Genomic DNA, 18,530 nt, shown 5'->3' with positions numbered 1-18,530 from the left:
TTAAGTTTACTATTACCCTCGTCTTCTAAGTGTGGTTAGACCTTTGCCAAAATAGCTTAGTAGTAATAACAAGGTTATTATTATCAAGATAGGATAATTTCCCATAAGCATAAAGGGCGTGTTACCAACCCGTGCCTGTATCTCACCACGTAGTACAGTACGCTCAAACTGCGGTGCGCGTTTTACAATACGACCTTTATGGTTAATGATAGCGGTAACACCAGTATTGGTCGCTCGAATAAACCAGCGCCCGTTCTCAAGCGCGCGCATTTGTACCATTTGCAAATGTTGCAATGGTCCTGCTGAAGTGCCAAACCAGGCATCGTTAGAGACGGTCAACAAAAATTCAGTATCGATGGCATTTTTACGCGTGGTATCTGGATAAGCTACCTCATAACAGATAGCCGTCCCTATATTGTGTCCACGCACCTTTAGAGGTGACTGCTGATCACTACCACGACTATAGCTCTTAATATCCTGACTACCGGCCAAACTTGGGAAAATATCGAGCACGCCTTCAAATGGAATATACTCTCCAAAAGGCACTAGACGCTGCTTCTTGTATAGGCCTTCCGCTTCTACACCTCGAGCAATCACGCTATTGTAAAATGGGGGATACTTATCCGTACTGGCATTGAATGCCGCTTTATCCTTATAAGGGATACCAGTTATCCATGTCGTATTGGTCACATTAGCCATTTCTATCATTTCACTAATAAAGCCCGCAGCCTCATCCTGAAACATAGGAATAGATGATTCAGGCCACACCACAACATCACGTCCCCACTCAGTGCGTGTTAACTTCGCATAAATCTTTAGCGTTTCTACTTGATACTTAGTCAGCCACTTTATATCTTGTGAAATATTACCTTGAATCAATGACACTGACAGATCAGGTGTGCCCTTAGGTTTTGTCCATTGCGGATTGACCAGCCATAATGATGTGCTAATGGCTAATAACAGTACAGAAACGATGGCATAACTACTGCGCCGAAGCAGTAGCTCTACTAAACTTGCAGCCAATAGTATGGCAACAAAAGAGACGGAAAAAACACCAGCAACGGGTGCTAAGGACGATAACCAATACTCTTCAGTAAATGCATAACCAACAAACAGCCACGGAAAGCCTGTGAATAACCAAGTTTTTAACCATTCTTGTAGCACCCAAAGAGCAGCAAATGAAAAGGGTTGTTTGCCTACCATACGGTTAAAGACTAGTGCTAACAATCCATGAAATAGTCCCATACCGAGACCCATCAATGCAATCATAATCAATGCGAGCCACGTTGGTGTATCGCTATAATCATGGATAGCAGTATAGAGCCAAAAGCCGCCGACGCACCATAGCCCCATACCGTAAGCTTCACCGATAATAAAAGCGCGACGACCACTCATACTTGTCACCAACAGCGCATATAAAATCGCTGGTGATACTATTGCTAGCGGCCAAAACCCATAAGGCGCTAGCGAAAATAAAAAAATAGCTCCTGCAAGCCATGCTGCTACTAGCGTAAGCGATAGCGGTAATTGATTTAAGTGAGTACTCAAACGCTTTTGTAGATTAATAGTAGACAGGCGCATCGCAAATTATCCAAAATTATGAGCCTTGAATTTTTAATCAAAATCCAAAACTTAGATAGAGCCGTTAATACTACAGGCAGTATTTTAAAATAAAAACTGCTTATGATACCAGCCTGCACTGCTCAATGGATGAATTTACGTACTCCGTTTAATGGGTTATTATGCTACATTACCAAACGATATGAAGTGTTACTTGATCTTCTATAGCTCACAATATCTACAGTACATGAGAAAGCACTATGCCCCCCTTAAAAATAAAATCCAGTCTTATATGCAATCGTTATCTGTCTAAGGGGTTGCGTAGTACGTTATTATTACTGGCTGCCTCATCACTATTTGCTTGTAGCCAACCGAGTAGTGGCGTATCTGATGCAAGCACAACATCGGCATCAACTGAAGATGTTTTGGCTGTTCCAAAGACAGCTGAACCAAACGTTATAAATAATTCTATGATGACATCAGTAAGTAAACCAGACTTACTAAAAAACGTATCAGCCACTGTCTATAAAGATGCCAATTGCGGCTGCTGTAAAGAATGGATAAGTCATGCAGAAGATAATGGTCTAAGTGCAACCGCGCAAGATGTTGCGGACTTAGCCGTATTTAAAGAGCGCTACAGCGTTCCAAATGAAATGCGTTCTTGCCATACTGTAGTCACTACGGATGGTTACGTCTTTGAAGGTCATGTACCCGCTAAATATATGGCGCAGTTTTTAGAAAATCCGCCAGTACAAGCTATGGGTCTTGCCGTACCTGGCATGCCTATTGGTAGCCCAGGTATGGAGTATCAAAATAAATTCATGCCCTATCAGGTTATGCAGCTCAATAAAGACGGGACAACCCAAGTTTATGCTGATATTGAATCGGTAGAGCAGCAATTATAGTGTGTTAGCAGTTAAGAATACTTTGATTATAGTGTTAGCGTTAAAAGTAGGGGCTGTCCTAAATAATTTTACTTATCTAGGACAGCCCCTTTCATAATACCAGAGCGGTAAGTGGAGCCGTTTATGAAAGTGGCGCGATTAATAATCGTATACCAAAAACATATACGTTTAACATTGTTCATTGTATAAACATAGATAAAGGAAACAACTATGACTGAATCTACCGACAGATTAGATAGTACTAAATTGAATAGCGTTGAATCGGCTAGTACTAATATTGCTGACAAGAAGGTACCTATAGCTGTGAGTAGTACTCATCAATCGATTGACTCTAAAACCATAAATCATACGCCTAAAGCTATGTACGTGACTTCAGGCAACTTAATAACACCTAAAGATAAGTTGGACAAAATGCCAAAAATGGTTGCCAATGGCAGTCGCGCTTTTATCTGGTATTTGTTGGCGATAATGGTATTAATACTTGATCAATGGACTAAGTGGTTGGCCCAAACCACATTAGCGTTCAATGACCCCGTACCGGTCATTGAACCATTTCTCAACTGGACACTCGCTTATAACTATGGGGCAGCATTTAGCTTTTTAGCCAACGCTGGCGGTTGGCAGAAATGGTTTTTCTCAGGCTTAGCTTTTGTAATGGCTATCTTTTTAACGGTTTATTTAATCAAAGCGCCACGTGCAGCCAAGCTATTATCTATGGGGTTGGCCTTAATGCTTGGTGGTGCGATTGGCAACTTAATCGATCGTTTAAGAATTGGTAAAGTGGTTGACTTTATCCATGTGCATTATGCTGATGTCTGGAATTATCCTATTTTCAATGTTGCAGATATAGGTGTCTGTGTCGGTGTCGCATTGATTATAATTGACATGATATTTTTAGAAAGTAAGCGTAATAAATAAGCACATTGATGCCGATTATCACAAACAAAATGAACTAGCGTCGTATTCACTCTATACGGAAAAATACTTTTTATACTTGAGTATGTTTATAAAATGTGAACTGGAAGGTAATGTATGACTGGTATAGGTACTCACTCATTTTAGGTCTTAAAACTCAATACTTAAAAGCTCTGCGTAGAGCCATTATTATAGAGACATTGAATAATCCATAAATTCTTTATTGATAATAACAAAAGGAAAATACAGTGTCACAGACTCAGCCAACTATTGAAAAAATTCACAGCCTTAGAAAAAAACAAGAGACAGCGTTAAAAAGTCTTACATAGGCTATCTAGAAGGCACCTCTTTCTTATTATTGCTCTTCATCGCCATGCCACTAAAATATATGATGGACATTCCAGAAGGTGTGAAATACATCGGTATGGCACACGGTATGTTGTTTATTACCTATATCATAATACTTATAGGCTCAGCTATCAAAATGAAAATGCCTCTTTGGGCAATACCTGCGGGCGTACTCGGCTCACTCTTACCTTTTGGCCCATTTATATTCGATCATTTACTAAAAAAGAACTTGCAGGAAAATGTAAGTAAAGAAGCCTAGAACAAGCTCTGCTATAAATGCCACAAACGTATCTTATTACTCAAGATTATTTTTCCTAACTAAATCACAAGCCGCCATCACTCATCGTGGCGACAAATGAATAACATTGAGCAGAAATTAATCACAATAAAACTTTAATTCAGACCCAGTATGAATAGTCTCACACTCCAGTTACTTTTCGAACTTATCTTACATACTATCGACAAACCCGTTTTGTTTAAAAGCTAAACAGGTTTTGTCATCCGCGATGGCTTTCCTGTTATCGTAGGGTATACCCTAGTGGAGCCACCTAAAAACGCCTTATAAAATATTAATAGACCACCTAAAATAGACTGTTACAATGGAACCACTTATAACAGACTATTTTGGGTGTTTATGTTTATTAGAGCCTACCTTCGTGCCTCAACTAAAGATCAAGACGCCAATCGCGCTAAAGATGAGCTTATTGTATTTGCTAGAGAGCATGGCCATAAAATCGCAGCATTCTATACTGAGAACGGATCAGGAGCGATGCTAGAACGTCCACAACTCATGCAGCTCATTGATGATGCCTCATTTGGTCTATATAAGTAAAGTTATTAGACACTATCGGTATAGCCTGCATTAGCAACTCGCTTATTTTTTGTTAATTTCTTAATCGCTCTCAATATTATTGTTTGCCCATTTCCCAAGTTTATAGGCTTTTGAGTTGCCTCAAGAGTCTATAATTAGGCTATTTGAAAAACATACTATTACCTAAAAAACAGGTTTTTAATCATTCCTATAATCTTGCCATATAGGAAACTATCCAGAAACTCACCTAGTCACAAAAAAAATAAACCGCCCCACTTTCAAGCAAGACGGTTTAACGCTTACACCATACGCTGATCAATCTTACTATTAATCCACTCAGCTACCTCACTAGCAACCCATGCTACCCTCACTTTGCTTAGCTGTACTTTCTTGGGGAAGGTTGGGTCATAACGATCAGAGTCTTCATTGATCATTTCATATATGCTCGAGCGACTTAAGCCTGTGTACTCTATTACATGCTTAATGTTTAGTAGCTGTGGGATATGATTACATTGCTCAACTGTTGACTTTGTGGTTCTTAGATTTTCCATGATTTGCTCCTTATAAGTGAATGAGAGCTTTTCGTCTCATATACTTATCGAGTCCTATATTTTTTTACTGCATCTCATACTGCTTTTCGCTATGACACAAAAAAAGGAGCTGAAGTTCAGCTCCTTTCTTATGCTCTGAAAAGCGACAGATGTTAATTCACGCTCGACACGCTCTGCCTTAAGCCGTTTGCAATATCAGCAAACTGAACCACATCCTGAACCTTGCTTTGGGTTTTCACTTCAAAGTCATTACTATCGCTTTCTTCTGGATAAAACTCATCAACGACACCAACAGTATCTTCATCAGCGAAGCCTAGCTCTGAATTGCCATAGCCTTGTTTAGCAGCAGCATCTAAGGCATGTTGATTAAAGCCATAGCTTTTAAGCTCATTATCCATCGCCTGTGCTTGTTCAACCGCTTGTAAGATACTAACCCCATCTTCCAATGTTAAATCTACATAGTAAATTGGCGTCCGATAGCTTTGCGTCGTGCTTTTACCACGTAGAGTTAGCTGCAGTGGCAAGCAAGACAGCTTATTGTTAGATACCGCTGAGAAGTAATTAAGCCTAGCCGCCAACGTGCGAATACTATTAAAGCCTGTGGTTCTAAATACAAAGCTACCTAACTCATCGTCTTCACTAATATTGACATACAGTCTGCCATAAGGCTTACAAGCACCACCTTTGGCTAATGGGCAAATTTCAGGGGATGGACAAGGATGCGTTTCAACACCTTGCTGAGTGCGCCTTTTACAGCTCTCCCCATCACCAACGCAAACAGGGCGACCTGTTTGACGATCAAACAAAGTGTATTCTGCTCTAAGATTTAGCTCAGGCTCATTAAACAACATACGTACTGGTATCTTGCGTAGCTTACCGTCACTTAGCTGTCTAAACTTGGCATCAAGCGGATGATTGATCCAGCCCTCCTTACCTTGTACTTGGCTAGTTATGGTGAACTGGTCATCTTTCGTAGGCAGGCGTTTGCCATTTTTCTCAATGGTGCCGCCTATACTGATACGCCCTAAAACTGGTGGGGTGATAATTAGACCTTTAATCATGATGTACTCCTTGGATTTGTTTATTGTTTATTTATGCAGTGGTTGTTAAAAATTAACGCCATAAAAAAGCCCACCTTTATGGTGGGCTTGCTCTGCGTTTATTAAGTATTGGTGTTGACTAAAAAGCGACGGCTACCTTGACGGGTTTTACTAAATTGCTTTAGCAGCTCAGGCTTAGCTTTCAGCAGTGCCTTGCTATCAAGGGTTGTGCTGTCTTTTGATCGCTTCCATGAAATGCTGCCTTTATCGAATACAGCCACTTCATTGTCTTTGATTAATGCCTGTAGTTGATGCTTGACCTGGTCATGCCGCTGCTCAAGCTCGCTCATATAGTCACGATAACTCAGTAACTCCTCAAAAAGCTTATTGGCACCTTCATTTTCACTCAAGTCAAGCTTACTGGCAGGTTCAGGTATTGGGTAAAGTAGCTTGAGTGCTTTGGCTGCTGATGCGCTGTGATCAGGATTGGGTGGTGTATCTGATTCAACGTATTGCCAAAATAAACGCTCATGCTCGATGATGCTGGCGATAAGTCGTTCATCACGCTCAACTTTGAATAGCTTTGTTTCATGGCCACATAGCAGAACACAGATATGAGCCGCCTGTTTACCTGTCACTGCCAATTGATGTTGGACTTGGCAAGCAACGTATAATGGTACGCCATCTTTCCAAAGCCTAGCGCCATGCTCTCCTACTGTCTTACATTCAAGTACTTGCACCTCCTCTGTGCCAACTACCGCATAGTCTAAGTTAGCTAACATAAAGTGCTTATCAGGGTTAGGGTGTTGTAAGACGGCATTGACTCGGCGCACCTTATTGCCTGTATTTTCACTGTAATACTTAGCAACCAAAGGCTCTAACTGATTACCCCAGTAAAGTGGGGAGTAGCCATCACTACCTTCATCCATATTTGAATCAATACGACCTGTCTTAATCATCCACAGCTCAAGCATAGATAAATATGGGTGGATACCACAGGCAACAGCGGCATCACTACTACCTATGCCCTGCTTACGAATCTTAAGCCATTCATCATGACTTAAGTTTTTAGTATTAACCAACCTTTTGGCAGTTGTGCTGGCTTTAACAGCATGGGCTTTAGTTAGCTCATTTTGATTATTTAATGCAAGTGTAGTCATTGTAGACTCCTTAATGATTGTTAAAATTAAAGGCATAAAAAACCACGCTCTAAGGCGTGGTTTAGTGTTGTTGTATGTTGAGTAAAGTTAGGCTATTAAGCATAACGCTTCTTGCTTAGCCTTATTTTTTAGGTTGGCACCTGCACCAAACCAAGCTGCGTCAAGCCTATGATCTTGCGACATGGCTCTTCGCTCATGATCCACATATTCAGTTATAGCTGATAGCAGTCCATAAGCAGTATCTTTAGCCGAGGCTAAATCTGCACCCCGACCTTGGCCGTTGAACATGCTCATTACTTGGTTCATGGCTCGTGCATTAGGCACAGCCTCTTTTTGTTGCTTGGCTGTGTTGAATAAAATGATGCCATCATCAGTATCATTAAATACACGGTTAAAGTAACTGGCAGCTTCTGCTTGGGTAACTCGTCGATTGGTTAACTGCTTCATCTCATAGTTAAACTCATCCCATTGACTCACAGACACGCCCAACTGACGTTTTACCTTCTCTCCATCAAATGCAGTACTGTGTGGCACTTTAACTACACCACCACTACCATCAGCTAGGCTAATGGCTAATGTGTTATTACATACCACTCGAATATTGGTGAACTGCGCTGTGGTCGCTAGAGTGCCATCACAAGCGGTTGCTAGTAACAGATAGCCATGACTGACATCACCGCCTCTAAGTGTCGCTGACTGGCCTGTACGGGCTAATGCCCATAGCTTGCGCCCACCTTTAAGCACTCCTGCTGTTTCAAGCTCAAAGTCTGCTTGCTCAGTTAAGTCACGATAAAACTCTAGTATCTCCTCAGGCTGAACCTCTTGATACCTTTGGCTGACCACTGATAATGCCTCTAAGGTATCACTACGATAAAGCACTTTGTTATTTTCATAAGGCATGATGATGCTTTGACCTCTGTCATTAGTTGCCATATAGCTGACATCAGATGATTCAATACGCCAATCCATACCAGCTTTTTTAGCCCACACCTCAAGTGGCTGGTTTTTAGGTAACTGATTACCTAAGCCATGCCAAGGGGTTTGACCAACATAAGCCATGCTTTCTATTAAATGTGCCATAAAATTATTTCCTTAAGTAAGTGATTGATAACTAACGTGTTAGTTAAATAGTTGATTAATTGAATCTATGAAAAACGTACGAACAATGATTACATCGGTATTGTGATGTGTTTAATAAAGGGATTGATGATTGCTCTGGTCGAACTTGCTTAATGACAGCGACTAAGGCGCTACCAACTACAACGCCAATACCAGGGTTAATGTTAAGTGACCGACATAGGCTGATACTTAACGGAATAAGTATTGCAGGGGATGCGATCCCATCTTTCAATAGGTCGCTATAGCCAGTCATCTCATATACGTCAGCTGACTGACAATGTGGACATACTTGTTTCATAAGAGCTCCTTAAGTTTAGGGCATAAAAAAGGTCTGCTATTGCAGACCTAAATGATGCTCATAAGTTTGGTTATTGGATAAGCGTTAAGTGATTAACGCTAGATCTCATGAATGTAGTATGTATTTCAAAATTCTTTAATATAGCCTTTATTAATAAAAAATATTATTAAGCCTTTGGCATAATTCCACGTCCAAAGCTACGCATATTCGGTGGCCACGCTTTTAAACGTTGTTCATACTTATCAGGTCTGGTTAAATAGAGCGCAGTATTAAGAGCATTTCTTACATCTAATTCACTATTCCTTCTAATCATACCGACACCTAGCGTCCCTTGTCTTCTGTGAAACTCCTTAATGTCTTGCGTATTGCAATTATGATACCAACCTAAATTACCAGTTATTTGAAGCCAGTACTCAGCAACTCTCTCACCTATGAACCAGTCTGCTTGCCGCTTATCACCGTTATATATCAATAGCAGATGACAATGAAGACCACCATTAATAACCCCTTGTTCAATCGCCCAAGCATAACCTCTTAAGTCCTCAAAACAGCCTTTATCATTACGAGACAAAGTATTTTGTTTTTTTGTTTTTTCTCTGTCCTTTTGAATTTGTTCTAATAACTGACTCATGTAGTCCTGAAACGTTTCTATATCTACAAGGTGTGCATAATTTGACCTTATCTTGAGATCCACTCTGACAATAAGTATACGTGCGTACTTGTTTAGAAAATGATTCATATAATTTTTAAGTGACTGGCTATTACGCTGTTCTTGAAAAGCAAACTCTGAAATGGCAGTGCCAAATTCATTCTGATAAAGTTTTAATGCTTGTAAGAAATTAAAAGTCATAGCTTCATCCCAAATGACCTCATCAGGGTAATAGCTACCACAAACCAGATAACAGCTACCTATAAACCATTTAATTGAATCAACATACTCTAAATCATCATTATAGAGTTGTGTCATTGGCTGATAGTAAAGTGTCAGTTGCTCACTTATTTGTTGAAAACTAATTCCACTTTCAGGATTCAATATATCACTCACGAGCTTGTCAACTCTAGCAACTAGTGTCTCATGACTTAAATTTGAAATGATCATTTTGCTTACCTTAGATTATGTGCTCATAACCTTAGGCATGTAGGTAAATTCTTACTACTAATAAGTAAAACTAAATGTTAGGAATAGATGCTCTGATTCTACCTAGAACTACGTTAATAGTATTAATAACCGGATTTTTATATAAAAAAAAGTCTCGGTATGACTTAACCAATATTTCTTAAAGTGTCGTATTTTGGGAGTTAAATTAGAAGGGGAGTTACGTCTCTATATTTGAAAAACTTCTAATATTGGCCTTATGCTCTCCCTCCAAACAATAGGTTTTTAGTTAATGAATAACTATACATGGACATACGCTTAGGATAAAATCTTAGATTGGTAAACAAGGAAGGACATAAACTATCTATTCTTACCTAGACTTCTATATATACAAAGGCTTCCAGATAATTTATATACTATTAAATTAACTACAAATGCTTTTTCAATAAATTATAAAAGTGGTTGTAATAGCTTAGTAATCATAGGGAAATATCACGAGTGATATTAATTTTAATGGATGAGAGTTAATAATGACAATTATATCTTCTGACCCACAATTAATAGAAAGGCAACGTAATCTTCAATACTTAAAAAAGGTTTTAGATAGGCTTACTGATAGACAGGTTTCCCATGTCATTTATTTGATAAATATGGAGAGCAACCGTCGAAGTTCTAGGGGGTTACACTTTATCGATTTAAGCGGCATACAGGATGTAAACCGCAAGGAAGGTCTTAAAGAACGACTTGTTGGTTTAGATAATCTAAAAGAATACCTGGACGATAAGATCATTCAAATGCAGGCAAATTTATTACCAGAAAGTGAGTTTGATTGGCTAAAAAAAGATCTTAGAAGGCAGGTCTCTTGTCTTAGAGCTCTTGAGTTAGGATCACATTGGCACTTTTCTAAATTAGAAATGAATAAGCAGCCTTTAGATTCAATTTATTCCTATATAGATAATTTATTCATTGTTACCGCGGAAGGTTATGTTCCGGCAACACTAGACTGTAAAGCGAATATACTTGCTAATATCAAGTCTTTTCTTAACACTAATAGAGAGAGTGAAAGCTACACTAGGTGGCTAAATATAAACGATAAGAATCAAATTGAATGGGCTCAGAACTATCTACAACGTAATGGTTATTACATTAATAATCTGAATATCGATATTAGTCACATTGAGGTAGTCAGAGATATTGTCTTATCCTCATTAGACACAATATACTTACTAATTTATCCCACTAATTATGTGTCTTGTATGGCAACTGAGAAATTGTTATTCATTGATAAAATGAAGCGTGCATGGAGTCAAAAAAAGTTTCGCGATGCTAGTAAAACCAAGAGTCAATATCACTTGCCTTTAAATCGGATGACTAAGACTAGACTTGAAAAATTAGCGGAGGTTAAAGGTCTGTCAACAACTGCCATGCTTGATGTCCTAATTAACACAGCTTATGAGAGGGATTGCTTGGGTGAAAATGGAGAAGAGTTATATTGAAACCGTTTTCAAGTCTTTAATTTAATGTACACTATCATGTACACTAAAAAAAGACTTTAAAATAAAAATCATCTCTGCACACGACAAAAAAATCATCCCCATCCGATTTTCATAGGTTTAGGGGTTAAAAAGCTAACTAATTGTCGAAATACAGTCTTATCATTGTTAAAAAATACCAAACGAAGACCTTCAATCAATAAATCCAGGCCAAGCGCAAACAAACTGGCTTGAGGTCGAGCGTTTGACTTTAACTTGCGTTTTAACGGCTTATCTTTGTCTTTATAAATACCGACATGATAAGCCCAACAAAATGCTAAGGCGTTCACTGCGACTAATTTACTGACCCGATCAAGATGGGTTAAGTGGGTATCTTCAAGATTAAAGCCACGCCCCTTTAGACAAGCAAATAAAGTCTCAATTTCCCAACGCTTAGCATAGCTTGTCATCGCATCCACTGTTTCTAGTTGATTGGTTGCGACAATCACTAAACCATAGTCTTTATCACGCTTGGCAAATACTCGAACCAAACAACCATCGACAGTCAGTATTCGCCCATGTCGATATGTTTCTTGATGGCTAACATGGCGCAATAACTCTTTAATCTGTACCAGCTTGCCATGATGATTCCTAACTTTACTGTTCTTCTTAATCCGTATGGCAAAGGGTATGTGATTATTGGTGAGCCAGTTAAACCATTTTTCGCCAACAAACTCTCTGTCTGCTACTATCATCTCAAGGTTATCTTTGCCAAATTGTTTGATAAACCGCTCAATAAGTTCACAGCGTTCAAGATGGTTTGTATTACCTCGCTTATCTAGCATTTGCCAGTATAAGGGGATGGCTATCCCTTTATATACCACTCCTAGCATAAAGATGTTGAGGTTACTTTTACCCCATTTCCAGTTGGTGCGGTCAATGGTTAAGGTGACTTTGCCTAGTCCAAATAGTCGATATATCATCAAAGCCAGTTGATCGTAGTCTATCCTCGCTTCGGCAAAAAATCGCTGTAGTCTGCGATAGTGGCTGTCGGTTTTACCACCCTTAGGAAGGTGTCTTGCTATTTTTTTTAAGACTACTGCTTTGAGCAGTAATCAGGGCTATTATCATTAGGCTCAAACAATTGATTCTTGCCTTGTTCATGCTCAGGTTTTGGGTTAAAGTTTCACTAAGTCTGTTAAAGTTTGGCATGGTCTGATTCGTCTTAAAAATTACTATTATGCCTTTGCTTTAACAGACTTTTTTGTTTTTTTGTCGTGTGCAGAGAAAAATCATATAAAACAATTATTTAATCAATGTGTATTGTTCCGACCACCGGTACCATATACGAAACCCTCACAGAGTCTGTGAGGGTTTTTTATTGCCTGTCGTTTATGTGTAAGCATCCGACCATCCCATCTTTTTTTCTATTAAAAAATGCGAGATAGTGTCCACGAACAAATAATCGTGGACACTAACATGACAACACAACCCCCTAATAAACCCAAACGCAGAACTTACAGCGGCGAGTTTAAAGCACTTTTAGTAAAAGAAGCGACAGACTCAGGTCGATCAATTGCCAGTATCGCTCGAGAGCATGGCATCAACCAAAACCTTCTACATAACTGGAAACGCCAGTATCAGCGGGCACATGCTCAAGCTGACACATTACCTGGCGCTATAAGCAGACCAGATGATCCAACAAACCCGCACTTTATTCCAATTCATCTTGAGCCTGAAGGTGCGCATCTAGGCTCAGCCTCCGTCATACAAAACATCAAACTGCAAATCACAGCTGCAAGATCTGGGGCGATAAGCCTCAACATTGCCCAAATAGACACTCAAAGCTTGATTGACCTACTACGAGGACTGCAATGATACCCATCACTCACATCTGGCTATCCACCACGCCCATGGACATGCGATGTGGTAGTGGCAAACTACTGGCCTACATCCTCACCGAGCACCAAAGCATTCGCCCTCACTGTGCCTACCTGTTTTACAACAAAGCAGGCACACGCCTAAAAGTATTCATTCATGATGGGCTTGGCGTATGGCTTTGTAGCCGTCAGCTCGATGACAATAAATTTCATGGCTTAACCAAACAGCTTGCCACCACTCAAACTGGCATCAGCATCAACCGTGAACAATTTAATGCCTTAATCAGTGGACTGCCTTGGCGTAACATGGGCAAAGATAAATTAACCCCCATCCTATAAATAGCAGATGACAGGCAAATAAAACTCTGGCAACATATCGCCATGACTGTTGCCAACTTATCCGACTTATCAAAAGACCCCATTTACGCCGAGCTTTTGGTGAAAATCCACCTGCTTGAACAGCGTAATGAGCACCTGCAGCAACAGCTTGTTCAAACGAACACAAGCCACGATCAACTACAGCAGCTTTTTAACCAAGTGGTTGAGGAAAACCACAAGCTGTATGAACAAGTGCTTGAACTCATCGAAAAACAAAAGCGGCTTATTCACCGGCTCTATGGACAAAAAAGCGAAGGCATCACTGACAGACAAACCCACTTAAACTATGAGGCGGCGCAAGAGGACTTAGCGCAGCTTGAACAAATCCGAGATGACTACCGGAGTGGCTTAAGCAAAGAGGAGCTTGCCAAGCTGCCTGCTATTGATCGTACTGAGGCAGAAACCCTCATTGATGAGGCTGAGCTTAAAGCCGCCAAAGAGAACACAGATGAGCTGCCAGCTTCAGCTACTGATCAGCCTAAAAAAACAAAGCGTGCCAAATACACAGTGATTCCTGACAACCTTGAGGTGAAAACCCAGGTTCATGAACCACTCACCACCGTTTGTGACTGCGGCTGTCAAATGAAGCGAATTGGAGAGGATAAACAAGACAAACTTGGCATTATCCCTCAGCAGTTTTATATTGAGCGTCACATCTACCCTAAATGGGTATGCCGTGAGTGTGACATCATTCATCAAGCGGCTGCCCCCAAGCAGATTATTAACAAAAGCATCGCCACCCCAGAGCTGCTTGCACACATCCTTATTAGCAAATATGCAGACCATCAGCCGCTATATCGGCAGAATATTATCTATCAGCGAAGTGGGGTAAATATCCCCGATGCTACTATGGCAGACTGGGTAGGACGCTGCGGCGTTGCCCTTGAGCCTTTAGTCAGTCGCTTGCATGAACTATTACTGTCTGAGCCTATCTTACATGCCGATGAAACCCCGGTATCTATCATGAAGAACCATGTAAAGGTAGGCAGTAAATCATTAAAAAAAGGCTATGTCTGGGCGTATCTTACGCCACAGCAAAGCTCCTTAAAGGCGGTGGTCTATGACTTTGCTGAAAGCCGTCGTAATGAGCATCCTAAAGCCTTTTTAGATAAGTGGCGCGGTAAGCTGGTTTGCGATGATTACAGCGGGTATAAGTTCTTATTTCATCAAGGTGTGACTGAAATCGGTTGTCTGGCTCATGCACGGCGTAAGTTTCATGAACTGCATATCACTGGGCAAAGCATCGTGAGCATTGAGGCATTAACGTTATTTAGGCAGTTGTATGCTATTGAACGTGAGATTGATGAGCGATTTGAAAAAAATACACCCCCAATACCAAGAGATCCCCAAGTAGTTCGGCAAATCAGGCAAGAAAAAGCCAAACCAATTGCCGATAAGCTGCACCAATGGCTACAAGAAAAAAGGCAGTTAACCACTAAAAATGCCAGTATTAGTAAGGCGATGGATTATTGCCTGAAACGTTGGCAGGCGCTGACTCAGTATCTAGATGATGGCAGGCTGCCGATTGATAATAATTGGGCGGAGAATCAGATGCGTCCGTGGGCACTTGGGCGTAAAAACTGGTTGTTTGCCGGTTCGCTGCGAAGTGGGCAGCGGGCTGCGAATATTATGTCAATCATTCAGTCAGCTCGCTTAAATGGTTTGGATGTGTCTGCTTATTTGACAGACGTGCTAAGACGCCTGCCTACTCAAGAGGATCTGGATGAGTTGTTGCCTCATCGCTGGGTGCCACCGCAATAGGGGGTTGGTCGGATGCTTACGTTTATGTCCATATTTCAACCTCTTTATCCGCAGTACTTGACCAAAAAACAAAGCCTTTTTTAGAAAATTTCAGCTTTCGTTAATAATTTTAAAGGTATGAGCAGCTAGGTTTCGAAAGCAACGTAAACAGCTCTGTAATTTCTGATCGTGTTAAGCTGCAAAGTTAGGATAAAATAGAGGTAACAATAAAATAGAGATAACCATAATAGTTAGATTAAGGAAGCCCTATGTCAGCAACCAAGGAAGAGATAGCTGAATTCATGAAGTCTGAGTTCCCTCAAGCAAAGTACAAGATTGAGGAGGTAAATAGCAATGGTTCAATTTTATCCCATGATATTGGTATAGATGAATTGAGACCCGGTGGTACTGTATCAGGACCGGTAATGATGGGAATTGCGGATGTGGCGCTTTATGTGGCCATATTAGGTAGAATTGGCATAGTACCGTTAGCAGTCACCACAAGTTTAACTATCAACTTTTTACGTAAGCCCACTGCAAATTCACGCATTATTGCTGAGTGCAAACTGCTAAAAGTGGGAAGAACTCTAATCGTAGGTGAGGTTTCTTTATACTCTGATGGATCTGATGAAATAGTTGCTCATGTTGTAGGAACTTACTCAGTGCCACCAATTAAGGACCAGTCTTAAAATCTATAAAAAATATCAAGTTAAGGCGGCAGTTCAGATTAGCTAGGACTGTCCTTTTATTTCAATATAGGGTAATCAGGCTCTACAAGCAAAAATGTTAAAAAAGCTCTGATCTAAATGCGCCTATGTCATTAGATCCTCTATTAGTATTAGCATGAAAAATGTCTATTACGCCAATAAATAAGAGCGATTTTTTAATTATTCATCATGGTATATATCAAGACAATTAAAACAGTCATGTGAATAATTTGGATTGGAACAAAAGCAAGTGCGTATTGAAAACCACCCGTAATTGCCGCGTTAATTGATTTAGAAATTGCATGTGTCGCTAAACCTAATAACAAGGCGAGCAATAAAATAGGGTTCGTTGGATTCCCTTGCATTACTACAGCAGCCATTGCTGCATGCACCTCAAACATAGAACTGACTACGGTTCCTGCAATAAGACCAGCGTCACCCAGCCATAAACCTAGACCATAAACAAGCACTTGAATAATAGTAAGTGTCACTGCAATGATACCTGCCTCTTTTAAACTAAACATCGGCGTATCAGTTAACTTCACTTCCTCTTCTGATCGAGTTTTTCTGATTAACCATATTCCAGGAATAATTAGAACTATTATGGCAATGATAGAGGGGAATAATAAAATTTTAAGCCAACTAACACTGACACCTGCAACAATAATAAGAAGTTGTACCAATGTTGCGACACAGGATATAAGCGCAGCTCCAGAATTTTCTTTTGCAGCTGCACGACCCTGACGAACTTCTACTCCAAGGCTTGCAATCGTGGCTGTACTGGATATAAATCCTGATGCCAAAGCAGATAAAAACTTAGCGTGGCGTGAGGGTAAAAGCCTCTTTGCCATATGTGCTAGTGCTTGAATGGCTAAAATCAATATCAATAATTTTAAAATAACATAAGGATTGAGTACCGAACCCCAAAGATCCCTATTAGGGGTCAAAGGAAGTGCAATTAAAAGTAAAGCAAGTAAAAAGATACCATCTTTGAATTCACGTTCAGTAAGCCATTTAACCGCTACTCCATGCATTGAATCCTTTGTCACTAGAAGGAAGGTAAGGACTACTGTAAGTGCAGCTGCATAAGGAATATGCCATAAACATAGTCCGCCTATAAAATAGGTGAGTATAAAAGCAAGTTCAGTGGTTACCCCTAGATCTTCAATCTGTTTAGGGATAGAGATGATACTTATACCCCCTATTATCAATGCCCCTATGAGTCCCATAAAAGGACCAAAAGAGAAACAAATTACCCCTAATAGACAGCAAATTGCAAAAGATCTAATACCGGCAAAGCTGTGTTGATTTTGACGTTGTTTGCTACGCTCTCTTTCTAAACCGATGAGTAGTCCATAACCTAGGGCTGCTGTAGATGCAGTAATTAAGTTTTGGACAGGTTCAATCGTAAATGTATTGTCTATTATGAAATTCATGAGCCCATCCCGAATTCTGTGCAACTGCGATTTAGATTAAAGGTTTGCTAATACGTTCACCGAACCTAATCATAAAGCGATTAATAACTGCCGTCTAGTTTCGAATGGGCATTGCCCGCTTTTTAGACGCCTGCTACGTTGCTAAGTACACTCTAAAAAATACATACGACACGTATATTACTTCACATACGCCTCGTATGTGTTAGATTAGAAGACGTAGTGTTTGTTATATGATAGCGAGTACAGTTAGAAGTGCTCTTTATCTTCAATCCTTAATCACTACAAACATATTGGAGCACTTTATGACTCAAATAAAAGCAATCATCCCAGCTGGTAGACACGCTCTTTATGAGAAGCATGGTTACTCTGCAGCCATTCAATCAAAAGATTTACTATTCGTTTCAGGCCAAGTAGGCAGTCTTCAGAATGGTAGTCCAGAAATAGACTATGAGAAACAAGTAGAGCTCGCATTTGAAAATCTAGGTAACACACTAGAGGCGGCAGGCTGTACGTTCGAAGACATCATCGATGTTACAACCTTCCATACTGACCCTGAAAATCAACTTGATTTAATGATGAAGGTAAAGAACACTATTTTTAAGGAGCCACCATATCCAGCTTGGACTGCCGTTGGTGTGAATTGGCTGGCCGGATTTGATTTTGAAATAAAGGTCATTGCACGCCTGCCAAGTGATAGCAATTAATTAGCTAGCGCCTGCATTGGTAGTCCTAACTGGCTTGCTGTGGCACTGATACTCGTATCATTATTCTCTATTTCTTTAACCGCTTCTGCTTTAAATTCTTCACTGCATCTTTCAACTTTATACAAAACCCTCACAAAGTCGATAAGGTTTTTTTATTGCCTGTCGTTTATTATCATTTCCAAACCTAGCCAACCAAAAAGCTTAAAGTGATTGATATATCACAGTATTATTTGAGCAAGGTTAGCGCTGTCATTAAGTATAATTTAGTAACGTATTGAATCTTTTTAATAGTATTAAATACTGTCTAGTTAATATATTCTATAAACCGCTAATTTTTTATTTATCATCTCCTTCTTGTCCCTTCAAACTACTGATTAAACTCAGTGACTTTCAAGAATGTCATGAGCTGC

Annotated in this window: 19 protein-coding genes; 10 read left to right on the top strand and 9 right to left on the bottom strand. The window is 40.0% G+C overall.

From position 1 onward, the window contains the following. Positions 1 to 12: 12 nt before the first annotated feature. The gene (lnt, locus tag LK453_RS07230; protein ID WP_227953984.1) at positions 13 to 1,581 is read right to left on the bottom strand and encodes an apolipoprotein N-acyltransferase; all 1,569 of its coding nucleotides are present in this window, start codon (positions 1,579 to 1,581) and stop codon (positions 13 to 15) included. 239 nt (positions 1,582 to 1,820) lie between these two features. On the opposite strand from lnt, the gene LK453_RS07225 reads away from it, so the two are divergent. From LK453_RS07225 to LK453_RS07210, 4 genes are all read left to right on the top strand, one after another. Further along, entirely contained in the window at positions 1,821 to 2,465 is a 645-nt protein-coding gene (locus tag LK453_RS07225) for a DUF411 domain-containing protein (protein ID WP_007394850.1), read from the top strand. 210 nt (positions 2,466 to 2,675) lie between these two features. Beyond that, a complete protein-coding gene (gene lspA, locus LK453_RS07220; protein WP_201542369.1) occupies positions 2,676 to 3,383 on the top strand; it encodes a signal peptidase II in 708 nt (235 codons plus the stop codon). A 322-nt stretch (positions 3,384 to 3,705) separates the two neighbouring features. Next, positions 3,706 to 3,987 carry a DUF3817 domain-containing protein gene (locus LK453_RS07215; protein WP_044298025.1) on the top strand — a complete coding sequence of 94 codons (282 nt, stop codon included), beginning with the start codon at positions 3,706 to 3,708 and terminating at the stop codon, positions 3,985 to 3,987. A gap of 375 nt (positions 3,988 to 4,362) precedes the next feature. Beyond that, a complete protein-coding gene (locus LK453_RS07210) occupies positions 4,363 to 4,560 on the top strand; it encodes a recombinase family protein (RefSeq protein WP_455566954.1) in 198 nt (65 codons plus the stop codon). A gap of 278 nt (positions 4,561 to 4,838) precedes the next feature. Here the strand turns inward: LK453_RS07210 and LK453_RS07205 are convergent, their stop codons facing one another. The 5 genes from LK453_RS07205 to LK453_RS07185 all read right to left on the bottom strand — a co-directional run bounded on the left by LK453_RS07205 (position 4,839) and on the right by LK453_RS07185 (position 9,806). Next, positions 4,839 to 5,090, bottom strand: coding sequence for a helix-turn-helix transcriptional regulator (locus LK453_RS07205; protein ID WP_201538724.1), 252 nt, complete (start codon positions 5,088 to 5,090; stop codon positions 4,839 to 4,841). 152 nt (positions 5,091 to 5,242) lie between these two features. Further along, positions 5,243 to 6,151 (bottom strand): recombination directionality factor, encoded by a 909-nt coding sequence (locus LK453_RS07200; RefSeq protein WP_201542237.1) that lies wholly within the window; start codon positions 6,149 to 6,151, stop codon positions 5,243 to 5,245. A 101-nt stretch (positions 6,152 to 6,252) separates the two neighbouring features. After that, the gene (locus LK453_RS07195) at positions 6,253 to 7,290 is read right to left on the bottom strand and encodes a YqaJ viral recombinase family nuclease (protein ID WP_201542239.1); all 1,038 of its coding nucleotides are present in this window, start codon (positions 7,288 to 7,290) and stop codon (positions 6,253 to 6,255) included. 87 nt (positions 7,291 to 7,377) lie between these two features. Next, positions 7,378 to 8,370 (bottom strand): DUF932 domain-containing protein, encoded by a 993-nt coding sequence (locus tag LK453_RS07190; RefSeq protein ID WP_201542241.1) that lies wholly within the window; start codon positions 8,368 to 8,370, stop codon positions 7,378 to 7,380. A 503-nt stretch (positions 8,371 to 8,873) separates the two neighbouring features. Then, complete coding sequence (locus tag LK453_RS07185) at positions 8,874 to 9,806, bottom strand: YagK/YfjJ domain-containing protein (RefSeq protein WP_201538589.1); 933 nt, start codon at positions 9,804 to 9,806, stop codon at positions 8,874 to 8,876. 527 nt (positions 9,807 to 10,333) lie between these two features. Between LK453_RS07185 and LK453_RS07180 the strand changes: the two genes are divergently transcribed. Further along, on the top strand, positions 10,334 to 11,299 hold the full coding sequence (locus tag LK453_RS07180) for a hypothetical protein (protein ID WP_201538587.1): 966 nt from the start codon (positions 10,334 to 10,336) through the stop codon (positions 11,297 to 11,299). 92 nt (positions 11,300 to 11,391) lie between these two features. On the opposite strand, the gene LK453_RS07175 is transcribed toward LK453_RS07180, so the two are convergent. Further along, positions 11,392 to 12,387 carry an IS4 family transposase gene (locus LK453_RS07175; protein ID WP_227945199.1) on the bottom strand — a complete coding sequence of 332 codons (996 nt, stop codon included), beginning with the start codon at positions 12,385 to 12,387 and terminating at the stop codon, positions 11,392 to 11,394. 367 nt (positions 12,388 to 12,754) lie between these two features. Between LK453_RS07175 and LK453_RS07170 the strand changes: the two genes are divergently transcribed. The 4 genes from LK453_RS07170 to LK453_RS07155 all read left to right on the top strand — a co-directional run bounded on the left by LK453_RS07170 (position 12,755) and on the right by LK453_RS07155 (position 15,962). Next, a complete protein-coding gene (locus LK453_RS07170) occupies positions 12,755 to 13,153 on the top strand; it encodes a transposase (protein WP_201538732.1) in 399 nt (132 codons plus the stop codon). Beyond that, positions 13,150 to 13,494 (top strand): IS66 family insertion sequence element accessory protein TnpB, encoded by a 345-nt coding sequence (tnpB, locus tag LK453_RS07165; protein ID WP_115342990.1) that lies wholly within the window; start codon positions 13,150 to 13,152, stop codon positions 13,492 to 13,494. The genes LK453_RS07170 and tnpB overlap by 4 nt, the downstream gene beginning before the upstream one ends. Before the next feature lie 42 nt (positions 13,495 to 13,536). Continuing rightward, positions 13,537 to 15,294, top strand: coding sequence for an IS66 family transposase (gene tnpC / locus LK453_RS07160; protein WP_227945137.1), 1,758 nt, complete (start codon positions 13,537 to 13,539; stop codon positions 15,292 to 15,294). Positions 15,295 to 15,542: 248 nt separating this feature from the next. Beyond that, positions 15,543 to 15,962 carry a PaaI family thioesterase gene (locus LK453_RS07155; RefSeq protein WP_201537621.1) on the top strand — a complete coding sequence of 140 codons (420 nt, stop codon included), beginning with the start codon at positions 15,543 to 15,545 and terminating at the stop codon, positions 15,960 to 15,962. Between the two features lie 194 nt (positions 15,963 to 16,156). Here the strand turns inward: LK453_RS07155 and LK453_RS07150 are convergent, their stop codons facing one another. Beyond that, positions 16,157 to 17,416: an MgtC/SapB family protein gene (locus tag LK453_RS07150; protein WP_201537619.1), complete on the bottom strand. Its 1,260-nt coding sequence runs from the start codon at positions 17,414 to 17,416 to the stop codon at positions 16,157 to 16,159. 302 nt (positions 17,417 to 17,718) lie between these two features. Between LK453_RS07150 and LK453_RS07145 the strand changes: the two genes are divergently transcribed. Further along, positions 17,719 to 18,120, top strand: a complete 402-nt coding sequence (locus LK453_RS07145; protein ID WP_044298372.1) for a RidA family protein — start codon at positions 17,719 to 17,721, stop codon at positions 18,118 to 18,120. Here the strand turns inward: LK453_RS07145 and LK453_RS07140 are convergent. Beyond that, complete coding sequence (locus LK453_RS07140) at positions 18,117 to 18,254, bottom strand: IS3 family transposase (protein ID WP_007395586.1); 138 nt, start codon at positions 18,252 to 18,254, stop codon at positions 18,117 to 18,119. The genes LK453_RS07145 and LK453_RS07140 overlap by 4 nt on opposite strands. Positions 18,255 to 18,530: the final 276 nt, after the last annotated feature.

This window comes from Psychrobacter sanguinis, assembly GCF_020736705.1.
Lineage (GTDB): Bacteria > Pseudomonadota > Gammaproteobacteria > Pseudomonadales > Moraxellaceae > Psychrobacter > Psychrobacter sanguinis.
Note: the sequence above shows the minus strand (reverse complement) of the source record. Positions and strands in the feature narration are given on the sequence as shown.

Bases quoted from the DNA above. Each gene is read 5' to 3' on its own strand.
- lnt (WP_227953984.1), bottom strand. From the start codon at position 1,581: ATGCGCCTGTCTACTATTAATCTACAAAAGCGTTTGAGTACTCACTTA.
- LK453_RS07225 (WP_007394850.1), top strand. From the start codon at position 1,821: ATGCCCCCCTTAAAAATAAAATCCAGTCTTATATGCAATCGTTATCTG.
- lspA (WP_201542369.1), top strand. From the start codon at position 2,676: ATGACTGAATCTACCGACAGATTAGATAGTACTAAATTGAATAGCGTT.
- LK453_RS07210 (WP_455566954.1), top strand. From the start codon at position 4,363: ATGTTTATTAGAGCCTACCTTCGTGCCTCAACTAAAGATCAAGACGCC.
- LK453_RS07205 (WP_201538724.1), bottom strand. From the start codon at position 5,090: ATGGAAAATCTAAGAACCACAAAGTCAACAGTTGAGCAATGTAATCAT.
- LK453_RS07200 (WP_201542237.1), bottom strand. From the start codon at position 6,151: ATGATTAAAGGTCTAATTATCACCCCACCAGTTTTAGGGCGTATCAGT.
- LK453_RS07195 (WP_201542239.1), bottom strand. From the start codon at position 7,290: ATGACTACACTTGCATTAAATAATCAAAATGAGCTAACTAAAGCCCAT.
- LK453_RS07190 (WP_201542241.1), bottom strand. From the start codon at position 8,370: ATGGCACATTTAATAGAAAGCATGGCTTATGTTGGTCAAACCCCTTGG.
- LK453_RS07185 (WP_201538589.1), bottom strand. From the start codon at position 9,806: ATGATCATTTCAAATTTAAGTCATGAGACACTAGTTGCTAGAGTTGAC.
- LK453_RS07180 (WP_201538587.1), top strand. From the start codon at position 10,334: ATGACAATTATATCTTCTGACCCACAATTAATAGAAAGGCAACGTAAT.
- LK453_RS07170 (WP_201538732.1), top strand. From the start codon at position 12,755: ATGACAACACAACCCCCTAATAAACCCAAACGCAGAACTTACAGCGGC.
- tnpB (WP_115342990.1), top strand. From the start codon at position 13,150: ATGATACCCATCACTCACATCTGGCTATCCACCACGCCCATGGACATG.
- tnpC (WP_227945137.1), top strand. From the start codon at position 13,537: ATGACTGTTGCCAACTTATCCGACTTATCAAAAGACCCCATTTACGCC.
- LK453_RS07155 (WP_201537621.1), top strand. From the start codon at position 15,543: ATGTCAGCAACCAAGGAAGAGATAGCTGAATTCATGAAGTCTGAGTTC.
- LK453_RS07150 (WP_201537619.1), bottom strand. From the start codon at position 17,416: ATGAATTTCATAATAGACAATACATTTACGATTGAACCTGTCCAAAAC.
- LK453_RS07145 (WP_044298372.1), top strand. From the start codon at position 17,719: ATGACTCAAATAAAAGCAATCATCCCAGCTGGTAGACACGCTCTTTAT.